The 19,921-nt window shown below is 69.9% G+C and carries 17 protein-coding genes; 4 read left to right on the top strand and 13 right to left on the bottom strand.

Features of this window, described 5'->3' with window-relative positions; all coding sequences use genetic code 11:
• The first annotated feature begins 31 nt into the window (after positions 1–31).
• A complete protein-coding gene (locus tag ACZ58V_RS11430; protein WP_471289700.1) occupies positions 32–3,931 on the top strand; it encodes a glycoside hydrolase family 2 TIM barrel-domain containing protein in 3,900 nt (1,299 codons plus the stop codon).
• A 27-nt stretch (positions 3,932–3,958) separates the two neighbouring features.
• Here ACZ58V_RS11430 and ACZ58V_RS11425 read toward each other — a convergent pair whose 3' ends face one another.
• The gene (locus ACZ58V_RS11425; RefSeq protein WP_189726259.1) at positions 3,959–4,321 is read right to left on the bottom strand and encodes an ArsR/SmtB family transcription factor; all 363 of its coding nucleotides are present in this window, start codon (positions 4,319–4,321) and stop codon (positions 3,959–3,961) included.
• 119 nt (positions 4,322–4,440) lie between these two features.
• Between ACZ58V_RS11425 and ACZ58V_RS11420 the strand changes: the two genes are divergently transcribed.
• Together ACZ58V_RS11420 and ACZ58V_RS11415 are read left to right on the top strand one after the other, a co-directional pair.
• The gene (locus ACZ58V_RS11420; RefSeq protein ID WP_471289698.1) at positions 4,441–5,922 is read left to right on the top strand and encodes an AlkA N-terminal domain-containing protein; all 1,482 of its coding nucleotides are present in this window, start codon (positions 4,441–4,443) and stop codon (positions 5,920–5,922) included.
• A gap of 9 nt (positions 5,923–5,931) precedes the next feature.
• Positions 5,932–6,414, top strand: a complete 483-nt coding sequence (locus ACZ58V_RS11415; protein ID WP_468183786.1) for a methylated-DNA--[protein]-cysteine S-methyltransferase — start codon at positions 5,932–5,934, stop codon at positions 6,412–6,414.
• Here the strand turns inward: ACZ58V_RS11415 and ACZ58V_RS11410 are convergent.
• The 4 genes from ACZ58V_RS11410 to ACZ58V_RS11395 form a co-directional block, all read right to left on the bottom strand.
• Complete coding sequence (locus tag ACZ58V_RS11410) at positions 6,411–7,142, bottom strand: SIR2 family NAD-dependent protein deacylase (RefSeq protein WP_468183789.1); 732 nt, start codon at positions 7,140–7,142, stop codon at positions 6,411–6,413. The two genes, ACZ58V_RS11415 and ACZ58V_RS11410, sit on opposite strands and share 4 nt — an antisense overlap.
• Before the next feature lie 65 nt (positions 7,143–7,207).
• The gene (locus ACZ58V_RS11405) at positions 7,208–7,702 is read right to left on the bottom strand and encodes an NUDIX domain-containing protein (protein ID WP_468183792.1); all 495 of its coding nucleotides are present in this window, start codon (positions 7,700–7,702) and stop codon (positions 7,208–7,210) included.
• Between the two features lie 28 nt (positions 7,703–7,730).
• Positions 7,731–8,246: a hypothetical protein gene (locus ACZ58V_RS11400; RefSeq protein ID WP_468183795.1), complete on the bottom strand. Its 516-nt coding sequence runs from the start codon at positions 8,244–8,246 to the stop codon at positions 7,731–7,733.
• A 292-nt stretch (positions 8,247–8,538) separates the two neighbouring features.
• Positions 8,539–9,609 carry an ADP-ribosylglycohydrolase family protein gene (locus ACZ58V_RS11395; protein WP_468183798.1) on the bottom strand — a complete coding sequence of 357 codons (1,071 nt, stop codon included), beginning with the start codon at positions 9,607–9,609 and terminating at the stop codon, positions 8,539–8,541.
• A 201-nt stretch (positions 9,610–9,810) separates the two neighbouring features.
• On the opposite strand from ACZ58V_RS11395, the gene ACZ58V_RS11390 reads away from it, so the two are divergent.
• Positions 9,811–10,929, top strand: a complete 1,119-nt coding sequence (locus ACZ58V_RS11390) for a glycerate kinase (protein WP_471289948.1) — start codon at positions 9,811–9,813, stop codon at positions 10,927–10,929.
• Positions 10,930–10,987: 58 nt separating this feature from the next.
• Here the strand turns inward: ACZ58V_RS11390 and pssA are convergent, their stop codons facing one another.
• From pssA to ACZ58V_RS11350, 8 genes are all read right to left on the bottom strand, one after another.
• Positions 10,988–11,767 carry a CDP-diacylglycerol--serine O-phosphatidyltransferase gene (pssA, locus tag ACZ58V_RS11385; RefSeq protein ID WP_382832088.1) on the bottom strand — a complete coding sequence of 260 codons (780 nt, stop codon included), beginning with the start codon at positions 11,765–11,767 and terminating at the stop codon, positions 10,988–10,990.
• A gap of 58 nt (positions 11,768–11,825) precedes the next feature.
• Complete coding sequence (locus ACZ58V_RS11380) at positions 11,826–12,482, bottom strand: phosphatidylserine decarboxylase (protein ID WP_215117587.1); 657 nt, start codon at positions 12,480–12,482, stop codon at positions 11,826–11,828.
• Positions 12,483–12,652: 170 nt separating this feature from the next.
• Entirely contained in the window at positions 12,653–13,858 is a 1,206-nt protein-coding gene (locus tag ACZ58V_RS11375; protein ID WP_468183801.1) for an acyl-CoA dehydrogenase family protein, read from the bottom strand.
• Between the two features lie 2 nt (positions 13,859–13,860).
• Positions 13,861–14,373, bottom strand: coding sequence for a MaoC family dehydratase (locus ACZ58V_RS11370; protein ID WP_215117585.1), 513 nt, complete (start codon positions 14,371–14,373; stop codon positions 13,861–13,863).
• Between the two features lie 5 nt (positions 14,374–14,378).
• Positions 14,379–15,338: an HpcH/HpaI aldolase/citrate lyase family protein gene (locus tag ACZ58V_RS11365; RefSeq protein WP_471289693.1), complete on the bottom strand. Its 960-nt coding sequence runs from the start codon at positions 15,336–15,338 to the stop codon at positions 14,379–14,381.
• Positions 15,335–17,362 (bottom strand): protein meaA, encoded by a 2,028-nt coding sequence (locus ACZ58V_RS11360; protein ID WP_468183808.1) that lies wholly within the window; start codon positions 17,360–17,362, stop codon positions 15,335–15,337. The genes ACZ58V_RS11365 and ACZ58V_RS11360 overlap by 4 nt, the downstream gene beginning before the upstream one ends.
• Positions 17,363–17,371: 9 nt before the next feature.
• Complete coding sequence (ccrA, locus tag ACZ58V_RS11355; protein ID WP_471289947.1) at positions 17,372–18,709, bottom strand: crotonyl-CoA carboxylase/reductase; 1,338 nt, start codon at positions 18,707–18,709, stop codon at positions 17,372–17,374.
• A 386-nt stretch (positions 18,710–19,095) separates the two neighbouring features.
• Positions 19,096–19,905 (bottom strand): TetR family transcriptional regulator, encoded by an 810-nt coding sequence (locus ACZ58V_RS11350; RefSeq protein WP_229873111.1) that lies wholly within the window; start codon positions 19,903–19,905, stop codon positions 19,096–19,098.
• Positions 19,906–19,921: the final 16 nt, after the last annotated feature.

Below are 19,921 nucleotides of genomic sequence, written 5' to 3'. Positions count from 1 at the left end.
GCACCCTGTCGAACCGAGGAAGGCCACGGTCATGCCGCACCCGCACCCGCTCCCGTCTCCCGACGGCCGCCCCGTAGTCAGCCGTCGACGTCTGCTCGAAGGGGGCGCCGCCGTGCTCGGCGCGCTCGCCCTCTCGGCGTCGCCCACCGCAGCGCACGCGGCCGGCCGGCGCCCGGCGGCGGACGGCCCTCCGGAGTGGAACGACGGACTGGCCGTGTACCGGGTGGGCACCGAGCCACCGCACACCACGCTCATGCCGTACGCGGACCTCGGGCAGGCACTGGACGCCGACCGCACGCGCTCGCCGTACCGGCAGAGCCTCGACGGCAAGTGGAAGTTCGCCTACGCCGACCGGCCCGACGACCGGGACACCGACTTCTACCGCACCGACGTCGACGACTCCGGCTGGGACACCATCCCCGTGCCCTCGGCCTGGCAGCTGCAGGGCTACGACTTCCCGATCTACATCAACATCACCTACCCCTGGTGGGGCCCCAACGGCGGCGGCGAGGACGCGCAGCCACCGGCCGCCCCGACCCGCTACAACCCCGTCGGCCAGTACCGCCGTACGTTCACCGTGCCGAAGAACTGGTCGGGGCGGCGCACCTTCCTGCACTTCGAGGGCGTCAAGTCCGCCCACTACGTGTGGATCAACGGCGAGTTGGCCGGCTACCACGAGGACTCCTACACCTCCGCCGAGTACGACATCACCCCGCATCTCAAGCCGGGCACCAACCAGATCGCCGTCGAGGTCTACCGCTACTCCGACGCCGAGTGGCTGGAGGACCAGGACATGATCCGGCTGAGCGGCATCTTCCGCTCGGTCCACCTGTACTCCACACCCTCCGTGCACCTGCGCGACTTCAAACTGGACACCCCGCTCGGCGACGACTACGCCTCCGCCGACCTCAAGGTCACCGCGCACGTTCGCGACTACGGCGGCGAGGGCGCGGGCCGCTACACCGTCGAGACCCAGCTCTACGACGCGCGCGGCCACGCCGTCTGGCCCCGGCCGCTGAAGCGGCCCGTCGACGTCCCGGCCGGCGACGAGGCCACCGCCGAGGCGTCCAGAGCCGTCCCCTCGCCGAAACTCTGGTCGGCCGAGCATCCGAACCTCTACACCGCCGTGCTGCAACTGCGCGACCCCGCCGGCAAGGTGGTCGAGACGCTCTCGCACCGGGTCGGCTTCCGCGAGTTCGCGCTCAAGGACGGCCTGATGCGCATCAACGGCAAACCGGTGTCCTTCCGCGGCACCAACCGGCACGAGATGCACCCCGTCACCGGCTCGGCGCTCACCAGGGCCCAGATGATCGAGGACATCGAGATCATCAAGCGCCTCAACATCAACAGCGTCCGCACCTCGCACTACCCCAACAGCCCGCTGTGGCTGGAGCTCGCCGACGAGTACGGCCTGTACCTCGTGGACGAGACCAACCTCGAAACCCACGGCATCCGCGACAAGTTCCCCGGCAGCGGCCACCCCGAGTGGACCGAGGCGTGCGTGGTCCGCGCCCAGAACATGGTCCACCGCGACAAGAACCACGCCTCGGTGGTCATCTGGTCCCTCGGCAACGAGGCGGGCGGCGGCACCACCTTCAACGCCATGTACGACTGGATCCGCGGCTACGACCCCACGCGCGTCATCCAGTACGAGGGCGACGACCGCCCGGGCATCAGCGACATCCGCTCCGAGATGTACGACAGCCCGCAACGCGTCGAAGCCCGTGCCAAGGACACGAACGACACACGGCCGTACGTGATGATCGAGTACTCCCACGGCATGGGGAACTCCAACGGCAACTTCAAGAAGTACTGGGACATCGTCCGCCGTTACGACGTCCTCCAGGGCGGCTGGATCTGGGACTTCGTCGACCAGGCCCTGCGCTGGCCCACCCCCACCCGCAAGCTGCTCACCGAGTCCGGCCCGGGCGCCCTCCGCGGCGAGGTCATCGCGTCCGCCGGCACCTTCGACCGTGCCAAGGGCGTCTCCGGCGGCACCGTCTTCCCCCGCGACGCCCGCCTCGACCTCACCGGCTCCCTCACGCTGGAGGCCTGGGTCACCCCGCACGTGACCGGCTTCCACCAGCCCATCATCGCCAAGGGCGACACCCAGTACGCCCTCAAGCAGTCCGACAGGACGCTGGAGTTCTTCATCCACGGCGGCGGCCAGTGGGTCACCGCGAGCTGGGCGCTGCCCGACGACTGGACGGGCAGGGAGCACCACGTCGCCGGTGTCTTCGACGCGGACGCGGGGACGCTCACCCTGTACGTCGACGGCTCCGTGCGAGGCACCCGCACGACCACCCGGCGTCCCAGCGACAACACGGCGTCCCTGGCGCTCGCCACCGACGTCGACAACCCGACCCGGGAGTTCAGCGGCACCATCCGGCGCGCTCGTGTGTACGCCCGCCCGCTGAGCGCGGCGGAGCTGGCCTCGGACGACCGCGGCCCGGACGACGAGGGCGTACGGTTCTGGTTCGACGCCGCCACCGCCGGGCTCACCGAGAAGCGCCCGCGCGACAAGACCTTCTACGCCTACGGCGGCGACTGGGGCGACAACCCCAACGACGGCGCCTTCTCCGGCGACGGCATCGTCACCGCCGACCGCGGCCACACGGGCAAGGCCGCCGAGGTCAAGCAGATCTACCAGGCGATCAACGCGACCGCCCTGACTTCCGGCGGCCCCGGCGCCGTCAAGCTCACCAACGAGTACCTGTTCACCAACCTCCGCGAGTTCGAAGGCCGTTGGTCCCTCGTCGCCGACGGCAAGGTCGTCCAGCGCGGCCGGCTGACCCGCGAACAGCTCGATGTGGCACCACTGACCGGCAAGGAAATCAAGGTGCCGGTACGGCTGCCGGCGAAGCCCGAACCGGGCACGGAGTACTTCCTCCAGCTCTCCTTCACCACCAAGGAGCCCGCCAAGTGGGCCCGGGCGGGCTTCGAGGTGGCCAAGCAGCAACTGGCCCTCGAAGCGGGCAGCCCGGCGGTGAAGCCCGCGCCGCTCGGCAGCGTGCCCACCCTGCGCCACACGGACGGGGACAAGACCCTCTCGGTCAAGGGCAAGAACTTCTCGGTCACGTTCGACAAGAGCACGGGAACCATCACGTCGTACGAGGCGGCCGGCACGCCTCTGATCACCTCCGGCCCCGTCCCGAACTTCTGGCGGGCGCCCACCGACAACGACCGGGGCAACGGCCACCACACCCGCAACCAGGTGTGGCGCGACGCCGGGGCGAAGCGGAAGGTGGCGGACGTACGGGTGCGACCCCTGGGCGACCGGGCCGTCGAGGTCACGATCACCGGCACGCTGCCCACCGGCACCGAGTCCACGTACTCCACCACCTACACGGTCTTCGGCAACGGCGAGATCAAGGTCGACAACACCCTGCACCCGGGCGCCGCGAACCTGCCGTACATCCCCGAGGTCGGCACCCTGCTGTTCCTGCCGCGCCGGCTGGACCGGCTGCACTACTACGGCCGCGGCCCCGAGGAGAACATGTGGGACCGCAACAACAGCACCGACGTGGGCCTGTACTCCGGCACCGTCTCCGGGCAGTGGACGTCCTATCTGCGCCCCCAGGAGAACGGCAACAAGACCGACGTCCGCTGGGCCGCGCTGACGGACGGCGGCGGACGCGGACTGCTCGTCTCCGCCGAGCCGCTGCTTGAGGTCAACGCCTCACGCTTCACCCCGGAGGACCTGTCGGTCGGCGCCCGTCACGACTACCAGCTCACCCCGAGGGACGCGGTGGTCCTGCGGATCAACCACCGCCAGATGGGCGTGGGCGGCGACAACAGCTGGGGCGCGCACACCCACGACGAGTTCAAGCTGCTCGCGGGCCGCGACTACGCGTTCACCTACCGGCTGCGTCCGCTGACGCGGGTGAGCGAGGCGATGGAGGCCTCACGCCGGCCCACGGCGGCCGAATAGCACCAACGGTGGGACAGCGGCGCCGCCTCAGTCGGCGGTGTCGCTGATCCCCAGCCGCAGATGCTCCACGTGGTACACGGCCTGGTCGAGCAGCTCGGCGACATGGTGGTCGTGCAGCGCGTACACGACCGAACGGCCCTGTCGCTCGCCCACCACCAGACCCAGATTGCGCAGCAGCCGCAGCTGGTGCGAGCAGGCCGACTGTTCCATGCCCACTTCCGCCGCCAACTCCGTGGCCGGCAGCGGGCCTTCGCGCAGGCGCGCGAGGATCAGCAGGCGGGAGGGCGTGGACAGGGCCTGGAGCGTGGTGGCCACCTTCGCGACGTTGTCCGCGTCCAGGCGTACGCGCTCGCCGGCGTCCTGCGCGGTGGTGACGGCTCCATGACCCATGACGTCATCGTACCGGGCACACGCGAACACATGAATGAATCTTCATCTGTCCCGGTCCGGGCAGGTCGATGTCGGATTCTCGCCAGACCCGCCCCCCGGCGGTGACCGATGCTGGACCTATGCAGATGGGGATGCACACCGACACCGAGCGCTGCGTACGCGCCGTCCGGTCCAAGGACGCGCGCTTCGACGGCTGGTTCTTCACGGCCGTACTGACGACCCGCATCTACTGCCGTCCCAGCTGCCCGGTCGTACCGCCCAAGCCGGAGAACATGGTCTTCCACCCGAGCGCCGCGGCCTGCCAGCAGGCCGGGTTCCGGGCCTGCAAGCGATGCCGGCCCGACACCAGCCCCGGCTCCCCGGAGTGGAACCAGCGCGCCGACCTCGTGGCCCGCGCCATGCGGCTGATCGCCGACGGCGTCGTGGACCGCGAGGGCGTGCCGGGCCTCGCAGGCCGGCTCGGCTACAGCACCCGGCAGGTCGAGCGCCAGCTGCTCGCCGAACTGGGCGCGGGCCCTCTCGCGCTCGCCCGGGCCCAGCGCGCCCAGACGGCCCGGCTGCTCATCGAGACGACGACCCTGCCGATGGCGCGGCTCGCCTTCGCCGCCGGCTTCGCCTCGATCCGCACCTTCAACGACACCGTCCGCGAGGTCTTCGCCCTGTCCCCGAGCGAGCTGCGCACCCGGGCCCCGCGGCGGCAGGGCACGAGCACACCCGGCCCGCTCGCCCTGCGGCTGCCGTTCCGGACCCCGCTCAACCCCGACAACCTCTTCGGCCACCTCGCCGCGACGGCCGTACCCGGGGTGGAGGAGTGGCGCGACGGCTCCTATCGCCGCACGCTGCGCCTCCCGTACGGCCACGGCATCGTCGCCCTCACCCCCACCCCCGACCACATCGCGTGCCGTCTCACCCTCAGCGACCTGCGCGATCTGACCGTCGCCATCAGCCGCTGCCGCCGCCTGCTCGACCTGGACGCCGACCCGGTCGCGATCGACGACCAGCTGCGCACCGACCCGGTCCTCGCGCCGCTGGTCGACAAGGCACCCGGCCGGCGCGTCCCGCGCACGGTGGACGAGGCCGAGTTCGCCGTCCGGGCCGTGCTCGGCCAGCAGGTCTCCACCGCCGCCGCCCGCACCCACGCGGCCCGCCTGGTCACCGCGCACGGCGAACCGGTCGACGACCCCGAGGGCGGCCTCACCCACCTCTTCCCGGCACCCGAGGCCCTCGCGGCGCTGGACCCCGAGTCGCTGGCGATGCCCCGCAGCCGCCGCACCACCTTCACCACCCTGGTCCGGCAACTCGCCGACGGCGAACTCCACCTGGGAGTGGAGAGCGACTGGCCGCGCAGCCGCGCCCAGCTCCTCGCCCTGCCCGGCTTCGGCCCCTGGACGGCCGACGTCATCGCCATGCGCGCCCTCGGCGACCCGGACGCCTTCCTCCCCACCGACCTCGGCATCCGCCGCGCCGCCCGGGAACTCGGCCTGCCCTCCACGCCCGCCGCGCTCACCGCACGCGCGGCTGCCTGGCGCCCGTGGCGGGCCTACGCCGTCCAGTACCTCTGGGCGACGGACAGCCACCCGATCAACTTCCTCCCGGTATAAGGACGTTCGATGAAGCGCCACACCGTGACCGACAGCCCCTACGGCCCCCTCACCCTCGTCGCCGACGACGGAGTCCTGTGCGGCCTCTACATGACCGAACAGCGCCACCGCCCGCCGGAGGAGACCTTCGGCACCCGCGACGACACGCTGTTCGCGGAGGCGGAGGAACAACTCGCGGCGTACTTCGCGGGCGAACTCAAGGAGTTCACCGTCGAACTCCGCCTGACGGGCACCCCGTTCCAGCGCACCGTCTGGGAACAACTGAGCAGCATCCCGTACGGCGAGACCCGCACCTACGGCGAACTCGCCGCCACCCTCGGCGCCCCCACCGCCTCCCGCGCGGTCGGCCTCGCCAACGGCCGCAACCCCGTCGGCATCATCGTCCCCTGCCACCGCGTCCTCGGCGCGAACGGCAGCCTCACCGGCTACGGCGGCGGCCTGGACCGCAAGCGCAGGCTGCTGGAGTTCGAGAGCGGGGCCGCGCTGTTCTAGGCGGCGTCGCCGAGGTGGCGCAACAGCTCGGGCAGGGCCGTTCCGATGGGTTCCCGCACGATCTCGTCGGCGCGTTCGTCGTACGGCGTCGGCTCGGCGTTGACGATGATCAGACGGGCGCCGTGGTCGGCGGCGACACCCGCGAGGCCCGCGGCGGGCTGGACCTGGAGGCTCGTGCCGACGGCGACGAACACCTCGCAGGCCTTGCTGATCGCGGCCGCCTCGCCGAGGACGACGGGGTCGAGCCGCTCGCCGAACATCACCGTCGCCGACTTCAGGACACCGCCGCACTCCAGACACGGCGGATCGTCCTCACCGGCCTCGACCCGTGCGAGCGCGTCCCGCATCGGGCCGCGGGAGTGGCAGCCGGTGCACACGAAACTCCGTGCCGTGCCGTGCAGTTCGAGGACCTTGCGGGCGGGCGTCCCGGCGAGCTGGTGCAGCCCGTCCACGTTCTGTGTGATCACCCGCACCGGTACCCCCGACCCCTCCAGGTCGGCGATGGCCCGGTGGGCGGCGTTGGGCTCGGCCTGCAGCGTCCGGTTCTTGCGCCGCATCTGCCACGACCGCCGCCGGATCTCCGGGTCGCTCATGTAGTACTCGTACGTCACGAGCTTCTCGGCCTCCGGATCCCGCCGCCACAGCCCGTTCGGCCCGCGGTAGTCCGGGATCCCGGAGTCGGTGCTGATACCCGCACCGGTGAGGAGGGCGACTAGAGGCTTGGCCATGAGCCGAGGGTAGGACGCCGGGCCGCACGGGGCGAACGGATATCCGAGGGACGTGCTGAGCCCTGTCAGCCGACCCGGTCGCCGTTCTCCAGCTCCGCCGTGCCCGAGCCCTCCGCCAGCACGTCCAGAGCGGTGAGGACACGGCGGCCGAGAGCGCCCGGGAGGTAATCGGTCAGCTCCTCGCGCGGTACGAGCCGCCAGGACAGCAGTTCCTCCTCCTGGAGGCGGATCGCCTTGAAGGAGTCCTCGCCGAGCACCCCGCCGTCGTACAGGTACGCCACCAGCGGCGGACGCCCCGGGCCGTGCACCCAGTCCACCGCCAGCAGCCGGCCGAGCTCACGGTCCAGGCCGATCTCCTCGGCCGTCTCGCGCCGCGCGCCCTGCCGCGGGGTCTCGCCGTCGTCGGACTCGATCGTGCCGCCGGGCAGCGTCCAGCCGTCCCGGTAATTGGGCTCGACGAGCAGTACCCGGCCCTCGCCGTCCCGGAACAGCGCGGCGGCGCCGGCCAGGACGCGGGGCAGGGACGCGATGTAGGCGGCGAAGTCAGGAGAGGTGGTCATTGGGGCAGGGTAACCACCGGATGCCAGCTCAGCCGCAGGGGAAGACGTAGTCGGACTTGTAGTTGATGTAGAGGCTGCTGGAGGACGAGCCCATCTTGGCGGTCACCGGGGCGCAGGCGAAGCTGGAGACGCGCACCGGGCCCGCGTACTCGCTGAAGCTGCCCGAGTCCTTGTCGCATGCCGTTCCGCCCACCTTGCAGACCTGCACGTACATGTACTGCGCCTTGCCGACGTTGTTGTCGAGGATGACGCAGCCCTTGCCGCCGCTCTCGTAGGAGAAGAGGGTCGCCAGGCGCTCGGCGGGGTCGGTGCCGAGGGGCAGCGGAATGCCCTTCTTCAGCGTGTAGCCGCTGCCGCAGACGTTGGCAGCGGCAGCGGCGGCCGCCGGATCGGCCTGGGCGAGGGCCACGGTCTCGGCGTCGGCCTGCGCCGAGAGCGGCACCGAGGGCTGTTCGACGGCGACGGCCTGCGGCGCGGCGAGCACGGCGGCGGTCAGGACGGTCGCGGAGGCGGCGGCACGCAGAGCAGTTCTGAGACGAGACATGACAAGCAGACGCTTTCTGTCGGGCGCGAAGACGCGAGAGCGCGGGGCGCGGACCGGGTGACTGAAAATGATCGACTGAGCCGATGGCCAGATCACTTTACGGTCGGGTTTGATCGACATCGGCGAGTGATGGGCAAGTGGCCGGAATCAGCCGGATGAAAGCCCTTTCAAGCGGAACGATCGGGAGCGCCCGGAAGTCGTGGCTGATACTGAGCCCCGATGAGCCCCGGATCACCAAGCGGAAGAGCGAGTCCGCCGCCGCACCCGGCCGGAAATGGCCGGTTCGCTACGGTCAGGCCTCCAGCTCCGCCAGCCGCAGCGTCCGCTCCGCCAGCTCGCTGATCCGTACCCCGTCGAAGCCGAACACCGCACTGCGGACCGTGTCCTCCAGCGGGGCCTTCCAGTGCTCCGGGATGGCGGCCGCCCCGCCGAACACGCCCGCCACCGAACCCGCGGTCGCGCCGTTGGAGTCGGTGTCCAGACCACCGCGGACGGTCAGGGTGATGGTGCGCGTGAAGTCGCCGTCGCCGTAGAGCAGGCCTGCGGTCAGGACGGCGGCATTCGGAACGGTGTGGATCCAGCCCATCCCGACGGTCTCCTCGGCGATCGTGGTGAGCGTGTCCTCCCAGGACATCCGGGTGTCGTGCAGGGAGACCACCCGGCGTACCGTGCGGGCCAGGCGGCTGCTCGCCGGGATCACGGTCAGGGCCTGGTCGACGGCGTGCCGCACGGTGGGTGCCGTGAACGCCGCCGCGATCAGCGCCGCCGCCCACATCGCCCCGTAGACCCCGTTGCCGGTGTGCGACAGCACCGCGTCCCGCCGGGCCAGCGAGGCGGCCCGGCGCGGCACGCCCGGGCAGGTCCAGCCGTAGATGTCGGCCCTGATCAACGCCCCGATCCACTCCTGGTACGGATTGTCGTACGTCGCCGTCAGCGGCGGCTTGAGCCCGTCGGCCAGATTGCGGTACGCGGCCCGCTCGGCGGTGAACGTCTGGAGGTACGGCAGCCGCAGCAGCCACAGGTCGCCGACCTGCTCGGTGCTGAAGCCGAAGCCGTGGGTCTCCAGCAGGTCGAGGCCGAGGATCGCGTAGTCGACGTCGTCGTCACGGCAGCTGCCGTGGATCCGGCCGCGCACACACTGGCGCCACTCGGGCCGCAGCGCGCTCGCGTCGTCGCCCGAGGGCTCGGGCAGATAGTCGGTCAGGGGGAGGGCAGCGGCCTGCCTGAGGTAGCGGTCGATGCGGTCGCGTGTCCAGACCTCGCCCTGTTCGACCGGTTTGCCGAGCATGTTGCCCGCGATGCGGCCCAGCCAGCCGCCGAGGATGCGGTCGGCGAGTCCTGCTTCGGTGTCGACGAGGGTCATGGTTACGGTCTACCCGTTTCCGCGGGATCGCCCGAGGGGGTGGGGCCGCCGGTCCAGGAGTCGGGCAGATGCTGACGCCCGGGGCGTGCTCCGGTTAAGGTCACAGCGGCGCGACTGGCCCTGACGTGCGTGAGGGCCCGGAGAGCAAGGGGAGTGCAAGTGGCGGACGCTGCAGTGAGCGGGACCCGAAGGACGCAGCGGGTGCTCGTCGCCGCGGACAAGTTCAAGGGGTCGCTGACGGCCGTGGAGGTCGCCGAGCGGGTGACGGCCGGGCTGCGCCGGGCCGTGCCGGACCTCGAGGTCGAGGCGCTGCCCGTGGCCGACGGCGGCGACGGAACCGTGGCCGCGGCGGTCGCGGCCGGGTTCGAGCGCCTGGAGGTACGGGTCGCCGGCCCCCTCGGCGGTGAAGTGACGGCGGCGTACGCGCTGCGCGACGGCACCGCGGTCGTGGAGATGGCCGAGGCGAGCGGACTCCAGCGGCTGCCCGCCGGCGTCTTCGCCCCGCTCACGGCGTCCACGTACGGCTCCGGTGAGCTGCTGCGGGCCGCCCTGGACGCGGGGGCCCGCACGATCGTCTTCGGGGTCGGCGGCAGCGCCACCACGGACGGCGGCGCCGGGATGCTGTCCGCGCTGGGCGCCCGGTTCCTGGACGCGGAGGGTGAGCCGGTACCGCCGGGCGGCGGCGGCCTCGCCGAACTGGCCACAGCCGATCTGTCGGGCCTCGACCCGCGCCTCACCGAGGTCGAGCTGGTCCTCGCCAGCGACGTCGACAACCCGCTGACCGGCCCTAAGGGCGCGCCCGCGGTCTACGGCCCGCAGAAGGGCGCGTCACCGGACGACGTGGCGGCCCTGGACACCGCCCTCGCGCACTTCGCGAAGGTGCTGGAGGGGCCGGCCGGTCCGAAGGCCGCCGGGTACGCCGCCTCGCCCGGCGCGGGCGCGGCGGGCGGCATCGGCTACGGCGCCCTGCTGCTGGGCGCCCGGTTCCGCCCCGGCATCGAGGTGATGCTCGACGTCCTGGGCTTCGCACCCGCGCTGGACCGAGCCGATCTGGTCATCACCGGCGAGGGCTCCCTCGACGAACAGACCCTGCACGGCAAGGCTCCGGCGGGTGTCGCAGCGGCGGCCCGCGCCGCCGGCAAGGACGTCGTTGCGGTCTGCGGCCGCCTCGCCCTGCTCCCGGAGGTCCTGGGCCGCTCCGGCTTCCGCCGGGCCTACCCCCTGACGGACGCGGAGCCGGACGTGGCGAAGTGCATCGCCGAGGCGGGCCCGATCCTGGAGCGGGTGGCCGAACGCATCGCCAGGGACTTCCTGAGCTGAAAGGGCAAAGGGCCCCGGACCGAAACCCGGTCCGGGGCCCTTTCCCAAGAGTCAAACGCTACGGAAGCTGCGCCGCCCGCGCCTCCCGCCGGTTGCCGCGGAAGTTGTTCACCCGCCGAGCCGTGGCGAACAGCGGAATCACCGCACCCATGACCAGCTGAAGCGCACAACCCGTCTGCAGCAGCAGCTGTCCGCTCGGCGCGTCGAACGCCCACGCGGCGAGCAGCCCCATGCTCAGCACGATCCACGACAGCATCGCCACGGCGAGCCGCCCCCGCGGCTTCGGGTACTCGACCCGGCTCACCATGAGCCACGCCGTACCCAGGATCGCCAGCAGCGTCGCCACGAAGGGCAGCTCCAGCAGCACGATCGACACGACCGTCAGTGCCCCGAACGGCGACGGCATGCCCTGGAACGTCCCGTCCTTCACGGTGACGCACGAGAACCGCGCAAGCCGCAGCACCACCGCCAACAGCACAACGATCGCGCCCACCGCCGCGACCCGCTCATGCGCGTCCCGCGCGACCATGCCGTACACGAGTACGAAGTACGCGGGCGCCAGGCCGAAGCTGATCAGATCGGAGAGATTGTCCAGCTCCGCACCCATCGGCGACGACCGCAGCTTGCGGGCGACGAGGCCGTCGAACAGGTCGAAGACGGCCGCGCACAGCATCAGGATCACGGCCGTGGCCGCGCTGTTGCGGGCCATGCCCAGATCGTCACCCGAGAGGTGCGGGATGAGGATGCCGGTGGTCGTGAAGTACACCGCCATGAACCCGCACGTGGCGTTGCCGAGCGTCAGAGTGTCCGCTATCGAGAGGCGAAGGGAGAGGGGCATCTCCTCTTCTTCGTCCACCTCGTCGGCCTCCGGGACCCAGCCGGCCTTGGTATCAGGATCAATCACGGTCAATGCGAGTCACCCCAGCCACGGTCTTCTGACCGACCTCGACGTCTACCTCCACGCCCTCGGGCAGGTAGATGTCCACACGCGAACCGAAACGGATCAGGCCGATCCGCTCGCCCTGCTCGACCTTGGTGCCCTGGGGCACGTAGGGAACGATGCGTCGGGCGACCGCGCCGGCGATCTGGATCATCTCGATGTCGCCGAGCTCGGTGTCGAAGTGCCACACGACCCGCTCGTTGTTCTCGCTCTCCTTGTTGAAAGCGGGAACAAAGCCACCGGGGATGTGCTCGACCGACGTCACCGTGCCGGCCAGCGGCGCGCGGTTGACGTGCACGTTGAGCGGGCTCATGAAGATCGCGACGCGGGTGCGGCCGTCCTTCCACGGCATGATGCTCTGCACCACACCGTCGGCGGGCGAGATGACCCGGCCCTGGGTGATCTCGCGCTCGGGGTCGCGGAAGAACCACAGCATCCCCGCCGCGAGCGCGGTGGCGGGAACGGCGACGGCCTTGGCGGCGCCGGAGCGGCGGGCACGGGCCAGGCTGAGGGCTGCGGTGGCGACGGTCGGAAGGAGCCACGGCGATGCTCCGCGCGCGAGGCGTACGCCGGCTCGGCTGTCGCGTGGTGCAGAGGTTTGGCTGTGGGGCATGGATGACCTTCGTAGCGGATGAGGCCGCACTCTGACGGGGGACGGCGGCTTTCCGGCGATCGTAGCGGCTCGGGGCCGTAACTGGGTAAGCCAGGCAGCCGAGTCGGCGGCTGAAGAGTGCTGACGGGGTGTGATCTTCTTCTCCAAGAAAACACCCCGTATCCGGACATCTAGCCCTGGAATCGATACTCTTCGAGTAGTCGCCGACCGATGATCATTTTCTGGATCTCGGCGGTACCTTCACCGATGAGCAGCATCGGCGCCTCACGGTAGAGGCGTTCGATCTCGTACTCCTTGGAGAAGCCGTAGCCGCCGTGGATCCGGAAGGCGTCCTCGACGACTTCCTTGCAGTACTCGGAGGCGAGGTACTTCGCCATTCCGGCCTCGAGGTCGTTTCGCTCCCCGGAGTCCTTTTTGCGAGCTGCATTCACCATCATCGCATGCGCGGCCTCGACCTTGGTAGCCATCTCCGCGAGCTTGAACTGGATCGCCTGGTGCTGGGCGATCGGCTTCCCGAAGGTGTGGCGCTGCTGCGCGTACTGTACGCCCAGTTCGAACGCACGCTGAGCGACGCCGCAGCCACGTGCCGCCACGTTGACGCGCCCGACCTCGACGCCGTCCATCATCTGGTAGAAACCACGGCCGGTGGCCCCGCCGAGCACGCGATCCGCAGGAATCCGCAGGCCATCCATGATGAGTTCGGTGGTGTCGACACCCTTGTAACCCATCTTGTCGATCTTGCCGGGGATGGTGAGGCCGGGGCGGACCTCGCCGAAGCCGGGCTCCTTCTCGACGAGGAAGGTCGTCATCGACTTGTGGGGCGCGGTGCCCTCGGGGTGACCTTCGTCACTTCGGACCAGAACGGCCACCAGATTCGACGTCCCGCCGTTCGTCAGCCACATCTTCTGGCCGTTCAGGACGTACTCGTCGCCGTCCCGCACCGCCTTCGACGTGATCGCCGAGACGTCCGAGCCGAGGGCCGGCTCCGACATCGAGAACGCGCCGCGGGTGTCGCCCGCCGCCATCCTCGGCAGGAAATGGTCCTTCTGCTCCTGCGTGCCGTGCTGCTTGAGCATGTACGCCACGATGAAGTGGGTGTTGATGATGCCGGACACCGACATCCACCCGCGGGCGATCTCCTCCACGCACAGCGCGTACGTCAGGAGAGACTCGCCCAGGCCCCCGTACTCCTCGGGGATCATCAGGCCGAACAGGCCCAACTCCTTCAGCCCGTCGACGATCTGCTGCGGGTACTCGTCGCGGTGTTCCAGCTCCGTGGCGACCGGGATGATCTCCTTGTCCACGAAGTCCCGGACGGTGGACAGGATCTCCTGCTGGATGTCCGTCAGACCGGCGGTCTGGGCGAGTCGCGCCATGGCTACTTCTCCTGCTCCTTGAGCTCGGGGCGGCCGGGCTGCTCGCCGCCGCGCTCCTTGATGTAGGTCTCGGTCGGCACCATGACCTTGCGGCGGAACACGCAGACCAGCGTGCCGTCCTGCTTGTAGCCCTTGGTCTCGACGTAGACGATGCCGCGGTCGTTCTTCGACTTGGACGGCCACTTGTCGAGCACGGTCGTCTGGCCGTAGAGCGTGTCGCCGTGGAAGGTCGGCGCCACGTGCTTGAGCGACTCGATCTCCAGGTTGGCGATGGCCTTGCCGGAGATGTCCGGGACGGACATGCCGAGCAGGAGGGAGTAGATGTAGTTCCCGACCACGACGTTCTTGCCGAAATCGGTCGTCTTCTCGGCGTAGTTGACGTCCATGTGGAGCGGGTGGTGGTTCATGGTGAGGAGACAGAACAGGTGGTCGTCGTACTCCGTGACCGTCTTGCCCGGCCAGTGCTTGTACGTCGCCCCGACCTCGAACTCCTCGTAGGTGCGTCCGAACTGCATCGCCGTCACGCCTCCGGGATCTCGAACTTGCTGGTGCGCCGCATGCCGGCGGCGCGTCCCTTGCCGGAGACGACCAGGGCCATCTTGCGGCTGGCCTCGTCGATCATCTCGTCGCCGAGCATCGCGGAGCCCTTCTTGCCGCCCGCCTCGGACGTGTAGTAGTCGTACGCGTCCAGGATCAGCTCTGCGTGGTCGTAGTCCTCCTGCGAGGGCGAGAAGATCTCGTTGGACGCCTCGACCTGGCCCGGGTGCAGTACCCACTTGCCGTCGAAGCCGAGGGCGGCGGCGCGCTGGGCGACCTCGCGGTAGCCGTCGATGTTGCGGATCTGCAGGTAGGGGCCGTCGATCGCCTGGAGGTTGTTGGCGCGGGCGGCCATCAGGATCTTCATCAGGATGTAGTGGTAGGCGTCCGCCGGGTAGCCGGGCGGCTGCTCGCCCACGACCAGCGACTTCATGTTGATGGAGGCCATGAAGTCGGCCGGGCCGAAGATGATCGTCTCGACGCGCGGGGAGGCCGTCGCGATCTCGTTGACGTTGTTCAGGCCCTGCGCGTTCTCGATCTGCGCCTCGATGCCGATCTTGCCGACCTCGAAGCCCATCGTCTTCTCGATCTGCGTCAGCAGCAGGTCCAGGGCGACGACCTGCTCGGCCGTCTGCACCTTCGGCAGCATGATGCAGTCGAGGTTCTGGCCGGCGCCCTCGACGACCGTGACGACGTCCCGGTACGTCCACTCGGTCGTCCAGTCGTTCACGCGCACGACGCGCGTCTTGCCCGTCCAGTCGCCCTCGTTGAGGAACTTGACGATGGTGTGCCGCGCGTCGGGCTTGGCGAGCGGGGCGCACGCGTCCTCCAGGTCGAGGAAGACCTGGTCCGCCGGGAGGCCCTGCGCCTTCTCCAGGAAGCGGGGGTTGCTTCCCGGCACCGCGAGACACGAGCGGCGGGGACGCAGACGGTTGACGGTCATGCGGGGACCTCCAGGGGGTCGAGCTTGTTCGCTTTCCGGATCTCGTCGACGATGCGGCCGATGATTCCGGTGATGTCGAAGTCCTTCGGGGTGAAGACGGCGGCCACTCCGGCGGCCCTGAGCTGCTCGGCGTCACCGTTGGGGATGATGCCACCGGCGATCACCGGAATATCTGTGGCACCGGCCACACGGAGCCGTTCGAGCACGTCCGGGACCAGTTGGGCGTGCGAGCCGGACAGGATGGACAGGCCGACCGCGTGCACGTCCTCGGCGAGGGCCGCGTCCACGATCTGCTCGGGCGTCAGCCGGATGCCCTGGTAGACCACCTCGAAGCCGGCGTCACGCGCGCGCACCGCGATCTGCTCCGCGCCGTTGGAATGCCCGTCCAGGCCCGGCTTGCCGACCAGGAAGCGCAGCTTGCCGACGTCCAGGTCCTTGGCCGTCAGATCCACCTTGCGGCGGACCAGGGCCAGCGCGCTGCCCTCCTCGACCGGGACGGCCACGGGCGCCGACGAGACGCCCGTCGGGGCGCGGAACTCGCCGAACACCTCGCGCAGGGCCCCGGCCCACTCACCGGTCGTCGCACCGGCGCGGGCGCACTCCAGGGTGGCCTCCATGAGGTTCTCGGTGCCGCGGGCGGCCTCCTTCAGCCGCTCCAGCGCCTTGCAGGGGCGCGGGTGGTTGAAGGGCGGCTGGTAGCGGTTGTCGCGCCACTGCTGGAGCGAGGCGATGACGCGGGCCTCGACCGCCGGGTCGACCGTCTGGATCGCGGTGTCCAGGTCGGCGGTCAGCGGGTTCGGTTCGGTGCCCTCGAAGGCGTTGACACCGATGATCTTCTCCTGGCCCGACTCGATCCGGCCGCGGCGCTCGGCGTGCGAGGAGACCAGCTGGGACTTGAGGTAGCCGGACTCGACGGCCGCCATCGCGCCGCCCATCTCCTGGATGCGGTCGATCTCCGCGAGGGCGGACTCGACCAGTTCCCCGACCTTCGCCTCGATCACCTTCGAGCCGTCGAAGATGTCCTCGTACTCCAGCAGATCGCTCTCGTAGGCCAGCACCTGCTGGATGCGCAGCGACCACTGCTGGTCCCAGGGGCGGGGCAGGCCCAGCGCCTCGTTCCAGGCGGGCAGCTGCACGGCACGCGCGCGTGCGTCCTTGGAGAGGGTCACGGCCAGCATCTCGAGCACGATCCGCTGGACGTTGTTCTCCGGCTGCGCCTCCGTCAGGCCCAGGGAGTTGACCTGGACGCCGTAGCGGAAGCGGCGGTGCTTGGGGTTCTCGATGCCGTACCGCTCGCGGGTGACCTTGTCCCAGATGCGGCCGAAGGCGCGCATCTTGCACATCTCCTCGACGAAGCGGACGCCCGCGTTCACGAAGAACGAGATGCGGCCGACGACATCGCCCATGCGCTCCTGCGGCACCTGGCCGGAGTCGCGCACGGCGTCGAGCACGGCGATCGCGGTGGACATCGCGTACGCGATCTCCTGCACCGGCGTGGCGCCCGCCTCCTGCAGGTGGTAGCTGCAGATGTTGATCGGGTTCCACTTCGGGATGTGGGAGACCGTGTACGCGATCATGTCCGTCGTCAGGCGGAGGCTCGGCCCCGGCGGGAACACATGGGTGCCCCGGGACAGGTACTCCTTGACGATGTCGTTCTGGGTCGTGCCCTGGAGCTTGGTGATGTCCGCACCCTGCTCCTCGGCGACGACCTGGTAGAGCGCCAGCAGCCACATGGCCGTGGCGTTGATGGTCATCGAGGTGTTCATCTGCTCCAGGGGGATGTCCTGGAACAGCCGGCGCATGTCACCGAGGTGCGCGATCGGCACACCGACCCGGCCGACCTCGCCGCGGGCGAGGACGTGGTCGGAGTCGTAGCCGGTCTGCGTCGGCAGGTCGAACGCCACCGACAGACCCGTCTGCCCCTTGGCGAGATTGCGCCGGTACAGCTCGTTGGACGCCTCGGCCGTGGAGTGACCGGCGTACGTGCGCATGAGCCACGGCCGGTCCTTCTGACGCTCACTCATGGACGGACCTCAGATGTTCCGGAAGCGGTTGATGGCGTCGATGTGCTTGGCGCGCTTCTCGTGGTCGCGCACGCCCAGGCCCTCCTCGGGGGCCAGCGCGAGCACGCCGACCTTGCCCTGGTGGAGGTTGCGGTGCACGTCGTAGGCGGCCTGGCCGGTGTCCTCCAGGGAGTAGACCTTGGAGAGCGTCGGGTGGATCTTGCCCTTCGCGATGAGCCGGTTGGCCTCCCAGGCCTCGCGGTAGTTGGCGAAGTGTGAGCCGATGATCCGCTTCAGCGACATCCACAGGTAGCGGTTGTCGTACTCGTGCATGTAGCCCGAGGTCGAGGCGCAGGTGGTGATGGTGCCGCCCTTGCGGGTGACGAACACGCTCGCGCCGAAGGTCTCGCGTCCGGGGTGCTCGAAGACGATGTCGATGTCCTCGCCACCGGTGAGTTCGCGGATGCGCTTGCCGAAGCGCTTCCACTCCTTGGGGTCCTGGGTGTTCTCGTCCTTCCAGAACTTGTAGCCCTCGGCGTTGCGGTCGATGATCGCGTCCGCGCCCATCGCCCGGCAGATGTCCGCCTTCTGCTCGCTGGAGACGACGCAGATCGGGTTGGCGCCGCCGGCCAGCGCGAACTGGGTGGCGTAGGAGCCGAGCCCGCCGCTCGCGCCCCAGATGAGCACGTTGTCGCCCTGCTTCATGCCGGCGCCGTTGCGGGAGACCAGCTGCCGGTAGGCGGTGGAGTTGACCAGGCCGGGGGCGGCGGCCTCCTCCCAGCTGAGGTGGCCGGGCTTGGGCATCAGCTGGTTCGACTTGACCAGCGCGACCTCGGCGAGGCCGCCGAAGTTGGTCTCGAAGCCCCAGATGCGCTGCTCGGGGTCGAGCATCGTGTCGTTGTGGCCGTCGGACGACTCCAGCTCGACGGAGAGACAGTGCGCGACGACCTCGTCACCGGGCCGCCAGGCGTTGACGCCCGGGCCGGTGCGCAGGACGACGCCCGCCAGGTCGGAGCCGATGACGTGGTACGGCAGGTCGTGGCGCTTGGTGAGCTCGCTGAGCCGGCCGTAGCGCTCCAGGAATCCGAAGGTCGACAGCGGCTCGAAGATCGAGGTCCACACCGAGTTGTAGTTGACCGAGGAGGCCATGACGGCCACCAGGGCCTCGCCCGGGCCGAGCTCCGGGACCGGAACCTCGTCCAGGTGGATCGACTTGCGGGGGTCCTTGTCGCGGGTCGCGAGACCCGCGAACATCTCCGTCTCGTCCTTGTGCACGGTGATCGCGCGGTACGACTCGGGGAGCGGGAGGGCGGCGAAGTCCTCCGACACGGAGTCGGGCGACTGGATCGCGGCCAGGATGTCCTTCATGGTCACGGTGTTGCCTCCGGCGGTGTGCGCCCTGAGGGAGGGGCGCTGAGGGTTACGTCGGTGCTGCTGAGGGTTGAGGGTGTGCCGTCGGTTCGGCGGTGGTGCTGTTCGGCAGCGCTTGGTGGCGCGGGAGGTTGCCTGTGACGCAGGCGCCCGGGCGAGCAGGCGGTGGGCTTGCTGGGACGTCGCCCGGACCTCTTCAACGTATGACACCGCGTGTCACCTCGCAAGGCACTGAGTGCCAGAACTTGCTCTCAGATGAAATCTTTACGTAACAAATGAGCGATGATCGATCGAATGGCCTCGGCGGGGCATGTCAAAACGGCCCCTGACATGCCAAAACGGCCACCCCGTGGGGTGGCCGTCATCACAGGTGGTGCGAGCGCTCAGCGCTCCTTGAGCGCCTGCTCGATGGTCCTCATGACCTCGTCCAGCGGGGCGTCGGTACGGGCGACGGTCACCAGTACCTCGCCCTGGGTCGAGGCCGTGGCCGCGGCCGGCTGCGGATCCGTGGAGCGCCCGGCCCCGATGCCCGTGCCGAAGGTCTTGCGCACGATCGCGAAGGCGTGGTCCAGCTGCGTCTCCACGTCCCCCTGCCCGCCGGCCCGCAGCCAGCGCCGCAGGACATGGTTGTGGGCGGTGACCACGGCGGACGCGGCGACCTCCGCCAGCAGCGGGTCGTCGTTGGCGTCGTCGGCGTGCGCGCGCTCGTCGAAGTGGCCGAGGAGATAGCGGGTGAACAGGCGCTCGTAGCGGGCCACCGACGCGATCTCCGCCTCGCGCAGCGTGGGCACCTCGCGCGTCAGCTTGTAGCGGGCGACCGAGATCTCCGGCCGGGCCGCGTACATCTTCATGACTTCCTTGATGCCGCGGCACACCGTGTCGAGCGGATGCTCGTGCGCGGGCGCGGCGTTGAGCACCGCCTCGGCGCGGATCAAGGTGTCGTCATGGTCGGGGAAGATCGCCTCTTCCTTGGAGCGGAAGTGGCGGAAGAACGTGCGGCGGGCGACCCCGGCCGCCGCCGCGATCTCGTCGACGGTGGTCGCCTCGTACCCCTTGGTCGCGAACAGCTCCATCGCGGCGGCCGCCAGTTCCCGGCGCATCTTGAGCCGCTGGGCGGCGGCGCGAGAGCCTGCGGCACGTTCCGGCGCGTCGGTCGTAGCTGATGTACGTGAGGACTTGGCGGGCTGGGGCATGCCCTGAACGTACTGC

Source organism: Streptomyces sp. NPDC040589, assembly GCF_055594445.1.
The sequence above is the reverse complement of the archived record's forward strand: the minus strand, read 5'-3'. Positions and strand labels throughout refer to the sequence as shown.

Excerpts from the sequence above, each read along its gene's own strand:
- ACZ58V_RS11430 (WP_471289700.1), top strand. The coding sequence starts at position 32 with ATGCCGCACCCGCACCCGCTCCCGTCTCCCGACGGCCGCCCCGTAGTC.
- ACZ58V_RS11425 (WP_189726259.1), bottom strand. The coding sequence starts at position 4,321 with ATGGGTCATGGAGCCGTCACCACCGCGCAGGACGCCGGCGAGCGCGTA.
- ACZ58V_RS11420 (WP_471289698.1), top strand. The coding sequence starts at position 4,441 with ATGCAGATGGGGATGCACACCGACACCGAGCGCTGCGTACGCGCCGTC.
- ACZ58V_RS11415 (WP_468183786.1), top strand. The coding sequence starts at position 5,932 with ATGAAGCGCCACACCGTGACCGACAGCCCCTACGGCCCCCTCACCCTC.
- ACZ58V_RS11410 (WP_468183789.1), bottom strand. The coding sequence starts at position 7,142 with ATGGCCAAGCCTCTAGTCGCCCTCCTCACCGGTGCGGGTATCAGCACC.
- ACZ58V_RS11405 (WP_468183792.1), bottom strand. The coding sequence starts at position 7,702 with ATGACCACCTCTCCTGACTTCGCCGCCTACATCGCGTCCCTGCCCCGC.
- ACZ58V_RS11400 (WP_468183795.1), bottom strand. The coding sequence starts at position 8,246 with ATGTCTCGTCTCAGAACTGCTCTGCGTGCCGCCGCCTCCGCGACCGTC.
- ACZ58V_RS11395 (WP_468183798.1), bottom strand. The coding sequence starts at position 9,609 with ATGACCCTCGTCGACACCGAAGCAGGACTCGCCGACCGCATCCTCGGC.
- pssA (WP_382832088.1), bottom strand. The coding sequence starts at position 11,767 with ATGCCCCTCTCCCTTCGCCTCTCGATAGCGGACACTCTGACGCTCGGC.
- ACZ58V_RS11380 (WP_215117587.1), bottom strand. The coding sequence starts at position 12,482 with ATGCCCCACAGCCAAACCTCTGCACCACGCGACAGCCGAGCCGGCGTA.
- ACZ58V_RS11375 (WP_468183801.1), bottom strand. The coding sequence starts at position 13,858 with ATGGCGCGACTCGCCCAGACCGCCGGTCTGACGGACATCCAGCAGGAG.
- ACZ58V_RS11370 (WP_215117585.1), bottom strand. The coding sequence starts at position 14,373 with ATGCAGTTCGGACGCACCTACGAGGAGTTCGAGGTCGGGGCGACGTAC.
- ACZ58V_RS11365 (WP_471289693.1), bottom strand. The coding sequence starts at position 15,338 with ATGACCGTCAACCGTCTGCGTCCCCGCCGCTCGTGTCTCGCGGTGCCG.
- ACZ58V_RS11360 (WP_468183808.1), bottom strand. The coding sequence starts at position 17,362 with ATGAGTGAGCGTCAGAAGGACCGGCCGTGGCTCATGCGCACGTACGCC.
- ccrA (WP_471289947.1), bottom strand. The coding sequence starts at position 18,709 with ATGAAGGACATCCTGGCCGCGATCCAGTCGCCCGACTCCGTGTCGGAG.
- ACZ58V_RS11350 (WP_229873111.1), bottom strand. The coding sequence starts at position 19,905 with ATGCCCCAGCCCGCCAAGTCCTCACGTACATCAGCTACGACCGACGCG.